General features: G+C 70.1%; 6 protein-coding genes. 4 read left to right on the plus strand and 2 right to left on the minus strand.

Annotation, left to right across the window (positions count from 1 at the left end):
• A partial coding sequence (locus tag ACFXB5_RS45000; protein ID WP_385219667.1) for a tectonin domain-containing protein occupies nt 1-197 on the minus strand: 197 nt, incomplete at its 3' end.
• A gap of 414 nt (nt 198-611) precedes the next feature.
• Between ACFXB5_RS45000 and ACFXB5_RS45005 the strand changes: the two genes are divergently transcribed.
• From ACFXB5_RS45005 to ACFXB5_RS45015, 3 genes are read left to right on the plus strand one after another with little or no spacing between them, the layout of a single operon-like run.
• On the plus strand, nt 612-1049 hold the full coding sequence (locus tag ACFXB5_RS45005) for a GntR family transcriptional regulator (RefSeq protein WP_385219669.1): 438 nt from the start codon (nt 612-614) through the stop codon (nt 1047-1049).
• Between the two features lie 23 nt (nt 1050-1072).
• On the plus strand, nt 1073-2014 hold the full coding sequence (locus ACFXB5_RS45010) for an ABC transporter ATP-binding protein (RefSeq protein WP_385219671.1): 942 nt from the start codon (nt 1073-1075) through the stop codon (nt 2012-2014).
• The gene (locus ACFXB5_RS45015) at nt 2011-3033 is read left to right on the plus strand and encodes an ABC transporter permease (RefSeq protein ID WP_385219672.1); all 1023 of its coding nucleotides are present in this window, start codon (nt 2011-2013) and stop codon (nt 3031-3033) included. The genes ACFXB5_RS45010 and ACFXB5_RS45015 overlap by 4 nt, the downstream gene beginning before the upstream one ends.
• A 69-nt stretch (nt 3034-3102) precedes the next feature.
• On the opposite strand, the gene ACFXB5_RS45020 is transcribed toward ACFXB5_RS45015, so the two are convergent.
• Complete coding sequence (locus ACFXB5_RS45020; RefSeq protein WP_385219674.1) at nt 3103-3600, minus strand: Dps family protein; 498 nt, start codon at nt 3598-3600, stop codon at nt 3103-3105.
• Nucleotides 3601-4132: 532 nt separating this feature from the next.
• Between ACFXB5_RS45020 and ACFXB5_RS45025 the strand changes: the two genes are divergently transcribed.
• Nucleotides 4133-5299 (plus strand): trypsin-like serine peptidase, encoded by a 1167-nt coding sequence (locus ACFXB5_RS45025; RefSeq protein WP_385219675.1) that lies wholly within the window; start codon nt 4133-4135, stop codon nt 5297-5299.
• Nucleotides 5300-5423: the final 124 nt, after the last annotated feature.

Raw genomic sequence — 5423 nt, forward strand, 5'->3', positions numbered from 1 at the left:
TTGATCCAGGGATTGGCGTCGTTGTTGGTGTAGCGGTAGATCGCACCGGCGGCGTTGACGCCCCAGACGTTGGTCCTGGATCCCACTGCGATCCGCGCTAACGATCCGTCGATGTGTTTCCAGTCGGACATGCTGGCGGCCCCTCTCCGGTCTGGTGTGGTTCGCCAGCACGCTGCCCAAAGGGAACGATTCGTCATTCAAGCTGATTTGAAATGTCATCAGAGTTATTGGCTCGATGAGACGGTTTGCCCGAGTGATGGCCGCTCCCGGACTGGCTTCACGCGGGTCGGCCCAGCTTCGAGATGACGCGATCGCGGCCACTCGTGTGAGCGATTGACAACAAAACGCCCGCCCCGACTCCAGCCGCCTCGGCCAGACGCAGCGCCTCTGCTGACGACACCGCTGCAACGCAGTCCGACTTGCTCCCTACTTCCTGGCGGCCTGACGGCAGTCGTTGACGGCAACAGGGGTGTACATCGGCGCACAGCGAAAACGTGTGCGCGCGTCCGGGCCGCCCGCGTGCGGGGTGCTCGACCGCCACCACGCTTGACATCGGATCGTCCCCTTCTCCAGTATTCAGCTACTTAACTAGTGGACCAGCGGTGGGGTGGATGCGGTACTACATCGAGAGACGCCGTGGCGTCGCGGCGTACCAGCAGATCGTCGAGCAGACCAAACGGGCCGTCAGAGCGGGCGTGTTGAAGCCCGGTGACCGGTTGCCGACCGCTCGCGAAGTGGCCGAGACCTGCGCCGTGAACCCGAACACCACGCTCAAGGCATATCGGGAGCTGGAGCGGGACGGCGTGGTGGAGCTGCGGCAGGGAGTGGGCACGTTCATCGCCGCCGCGGCCGCGGACCGGAGCCACGCGCCCGCCGCCGAGTCGCCGCTCTACGCCGAACTGGCGGAGTGGACCGGGCGGGCGCTGGCCGCGGGTCTGATGGACGAGGACGTGCGGGATCTGGTCGAACTGGCGCTTCAGGAGCGTCGGCAGACGGCGGCGGGCACCGCTCGCGGCGGTACGGACGAGCGGAACGGGGGCCGGGGATGAGCGGGTCGACGGGAGGGGCGGCCATGCGGGACAAGGGGCGGACCGCCCTGGAAGTGCGCGGCCTCGGACGGCGGTACGGGCGCCGCTGGGTGCTGCGCGACGCGACGTTCCGGCTGCCCGCCGGGCGGGTGTGCGGACTCGTGGGTCCGAACGGAGCGGGCAAGACGACGTTGCTGGAGATCATCGCGGGGCTGCGCGAGGCGTCGGCGGGCGAGGCCAGAGTCTTCGGCGAGCCGGCCGGCGGGGTGGAGGCGCGGCAGCGGGTCGCGTTCCTGCCGCAGGAGAAGCCGCTGTTCACGCGCTTCACGGTCGCCGAGACACTGCGGTTGGGCCGTGAGCTGAACCCGCACTGGGATCAGGAGCTGGCCGAGGGCTTCGTACGGGCCGGTTCCGTTCCACTCGACGCCAAGGTGGGGCGGCTGTCCGGCGGTCAGCGCACCCGGGTCGCCCTCGCGGTGGCCCTGGGCAAGCGCCCCGACCTCATCCTGCTGGACGAGCCGCTGGCCGACCTGGACCCGCTGGTGCGCAGGCAGACCGTGACCGCGCTGCTGGGCGAGGTCGCCGAGCGCGGGATCACCGTCCTGCTCTCCAGCCACCTGGTGGCCGAACTCGACACGCTGTGCGACTACCTGCTGCTGGTGGCCGAGGGCGGGCTGCGGCTGGCCGGTGACGTGGACGAGATCATCAGCGTCCACCGGGTGCTGTCAGCGCCCACCGACCGGGTGCCGACCGGCCCCAACGGGCTGCCCGCGGGCCTGGAGCACCACACGGTCGTGGAGACCCACGGCGACCAGCGGTACACCACCGCGCTGGTCCGCCCCGGCGGACCGGTCGGCGGTTTCTGGGACGTCGGCGCGCCGACCCTGGAGGAAGTGGTGCTCGCCTATCTGGAGCAGAACAGCTCCGCGCCGCTCATCAGCCCGAACTCCTATGTTCCCGGTGTCGGTTCGGAGGTGGCGAAGTGAGTACGACGACACAGACGCTCCGGGCGGACGGCGGCTCCCCCGGACTGCCGGGGCGGCGGACGCGGGCGCGCGGCTTCGGCCCGGGCGGGATGGCCTGGCTGGTGTGGCGTCAGCACCGGGCGGCGTTCCTCCTGCTGCTCGCGGCGGCGGCCGTCGTGACGGCGGGCCTGGGGTGGCTGGCCCAGGACGCGAGCAGCGCCGTGGCGGTCGCCGAGGAGGCGAAGGCGTCCCCCGAGGCGACCGCGGCCCTCGACGCCGCTTACCAACGGCTCGACTTGTTGGGTCTGGCACTGGCGGGTCTGCCGGTGATCATCGGGGTGTTCATCGGCGCCCCGCTGTTCGCGGGGGATCTGGAGACCGGCACCGCCAAGTTCGTGGGAGTCCAGTCGTACGGCCGCTGGAACTGGGTGGCGACCAAGCTCGGGATGGCCGCCGTGTTCGCGGCCGTGGCGGCGCTCTCCACCGGGATCGCCATGAAGGCCCTGTGGACGCCGCTGGTGAACCACATGGCCGTCAACGCCGACTTCACCGACGCCGGCGGGTTCGACACCACGGGCCCGGTCGCGGTGGCCCTGGCCGTGCTCGGCCTGTTGATCGGCGCCGCCGCCGGGCTGCTGATGCGGCGCACGCTGCCCGCGATGGTGGTGACCTTCGTCGCCCTGCTGGCGGTGAAGACCATCTGGTCGCAGCTGCGGATGATGTTCGCGACCACGGTGACGAAGACCACGGGCGGCGGCAGGTTCGGTGAAGGCGACTCCCCGAAGGTCCCCGACAACGCCGTGGAGATCGACACCTCCTACGTGACCCGGGACGGCTCGTTGCGCGGCTGGAGCACCTGCAAGGACGCCAGCGACAGGCCGGCCTGCCTGCGGCGCCACGGGGTGGTCGGCTGGTCGAAGGAGTATCTGCCGTTCTCCCACATGGACGCCATGCAGTGGGCGGCGACGGGAGCGCTGGCCGGGCTGATCCTGCTGACGGCGGGTGTGCTGGTGTACGCGGCGCGGGGCGCTCTGCGCTGACCTCACGCCGGGGTGGCCGACGGTTCTACGGCGGGGGCTTTGCGGCGCCTGGTTTTGTATGGCGGGGGATCAGGCGGAGCGGTTTTCCGCGCTGACCATCCAGGCGTGTTTCTCGAGGGAGCCGATGATCGCGTGCAGCAGGTCGGCCGTGGAGGGGTCCTCGCTGTCGACCTGGTCGTGGAGGGTGCGCAGGGTGTCGGCGGTGGCGCGCAGGCGGGCGGTGACGAGGTCGACGACGGCGCTCACGCTCGCCTCGCCCGCCGGGAACGCGGGGAGTGTGGTGGTCGCTGCCACGGTCTCGGAGCGGCCGTCCGGGACGGCCGCCAGGGCGCGCATGCGTTCGGCGATGGTGTCGGCCGACTCGCGGGCGTCGTCCACGATCTCATCCAGTTGAAGGTGCAGGTCGCGGAAGTTGTGGCCGACCACGTTCCAGTGGGCCTGCTTGCCCTGGAGATGCAGTTCGACGAGGTCCACCACGATCTGCTGCAGCGCCTGGGCGAGCTGCGGCGAGGCCGTGAACCCGGCGACCTCGCTCTCCGAACGTCGGGAACCCCCGGAAGCGGCCATGGCGTGTCTCCTTCGAAAGCGCCGCGGAGCAGACCCCTGGCACAGGAGGCCCGTGTTCGTATGCGATCAAGTCTTTTCGTATGCGATCAAGTCTTGAGGAGGTCTCCTTCCGCCGCCACTCCGCTTGATCCGCTCGGGTACCTATGGCGAATGAGTACCTGGCGCGATCCGCGGGCGGCCCGTGCGCGGTTGGGTGGAACGGTGAACGAGACAGCTTCCGCGGAAACGGGTGCCGTTTCCCTCGGCGCGGTCGTGGGCGGTCAAGCTGCAGGGGACCGCTGAGGTGACGATGGCGATGCTGCTGCTGGCCTCTCCCTGAGCGTTCGGGAGGCGCGGGCGTAGGCGCGATGTCATGGAATCGTGCTTACCGCGTTCGTGTTTGGTGCGGGCCGGGGGACAGGTGATGGCGCAGGCCAGGGGCGCGGGCATAGTAGATGCCCGGTCCTGTGGCTCCATGGCGTGAAAGCGCCGTAGGGCAGAGGGCGGCACATCACAGCGCAACAACTGCACCACAACAGGGGGATAAGGCTCCATGCCACTCATACGCCGTTCCACCGTGGCGGCCGCGGCCATGACCGCGCTGCTGGTGGTCTCCGCTTCGGCCTGCGGGCCCGGTGACGACGAGGCGGCTTCCTCGTCGAGCTCCTCGGCCGCGTCCACCGGGCAGCAGGCCAAGGACGGGATCAAGCTGCCCGATGGCGTCCCGACGAGTCTGGACGACCTGAAGAAGTGGAAGGAGGGCGGCTGGAAGGACTGGGACAAGTGGGCCCGCAAGGCATCGGAATTCGCCAATCCGATCATCAAGAACTTCTGGCAGCCGTCCAGGATGGCCAAGGCGAAGGACTCGTCGCACACCGTCTCCACGCAGAGCGCCGGCCAGGACCAGGCGGCCACCGACCCCGAGCCGCCCGCCGTGCCGGCCAAGCAGGTCTCGCGGCCGTACCACCAGAACATGGCGCCGGTCGGGAAGGTGTTCTTCGACAGCCCCGAGGGGCCGATGGTGTGCTCCGGCACGGTCATCGACGACCCGGCCCACCCGGGGAAGTCCAACCTGGTGTGGACCGCGGGCCATTGTGCGCACTCCGGCAAGCAGGGCGGCTGGATGCGCAACATCGTGTTCGTGCCCTCGTACAACGACAACGGACTCCCGGCCGAGCAGACCCAGTCGGCGGCGCAGAACGAGGTCAGCCCGTACGGCGTGTGGTGGGCGGACTGGTCGCAGACCTCGTCCGAGTGGATCGCGAACGGCGGTAAGACCGGCGGGGTGGGGTCGGCGTACGACTTCGCGGTGCTGCATGTGAAGCCCGAGAACGGCGGCGGCAAGTCGCTGCAGGAGACGGTCGGGGCCTCGGTGCCGGTGTGGTTCGGGGCGCCGTCGGCGGACCAGGTGAGCTCGATCGGCGCATACGGCTATCCGCAGGCCCCGCCGTACGACGGGGCCAAGATGTTCAACTGCACCAGCAGGCCGGGCCGGCTGTCCTTCTCGCCCACCTCGCCGACGATGTACCGGATCGGCTGCTCGATGACGGGCGGTACCTCGGGCGGTGGCTGGTTCGTCAACCACGGCGGTAAGACGGTGCTGGTGTCCAACAGTTCGATCGGCTCGTACGGACACACCTGGCTCGCCGGGCCGCATCTGGGGGCCGAGGCCAAGGGCGTGTTCGAGGCCATCAGCAAGAAGTTCGCCGGTCAGGGCTGACGGGGGCGCAGAGGTGTGAGGGGCCCGCTCCGCGTTGGGCGGGGGGCCCGCGGGAGTGGGGTTTTGGGGGGGGGGGGGGGCGGGGGCGCGGGCGGCGGGGCGCTCGGGCTGGGGGGGGGGGCGC

Source organism: Streptomyces sp. NPDC059455, from assembly GCF_042750115.1.
Taxonomy (GTDB): Bacteria; Actinomycetota; Actinomycetes; order Streptomycetales; family Streptomycetaceae; genus Streptomyces; species Streptomyces endocoffeicus.

Bases quoted from the DNA above. Each gene is read 5' to 3' on its own strand.
- ACFXB5_RS45005 (WP_385219669.1), top strand. From the start codon at position 612: ATGCGGTACTACATCGAGAGACGCCGTGGCGTCGCGGCGTACCAGCAG.
- ACFXB5_RS45010 (WP_385219671.1), top strand. From the start codon at position 1,073: ATGCGGGACAAGGGGCGGACCGCCCTGGAAGTGCGCGGCCTCGGACGG.
- ACFXB5_RS45020 (WP_385219674.1), bottom strand. From the start codon at position 3,600: ATGGCCGCTTCCGGGGGTTCCCGACGTTCGGAGAGCGAGGTCGCCGGG.
- ACFXB5_RS45025 (WP_385219675.1), top strand. From the start codon at position 4,133: ATGCCACTCATACGCCGTTCCACCGTGGCGGCCGCGGCCATGACCGCG.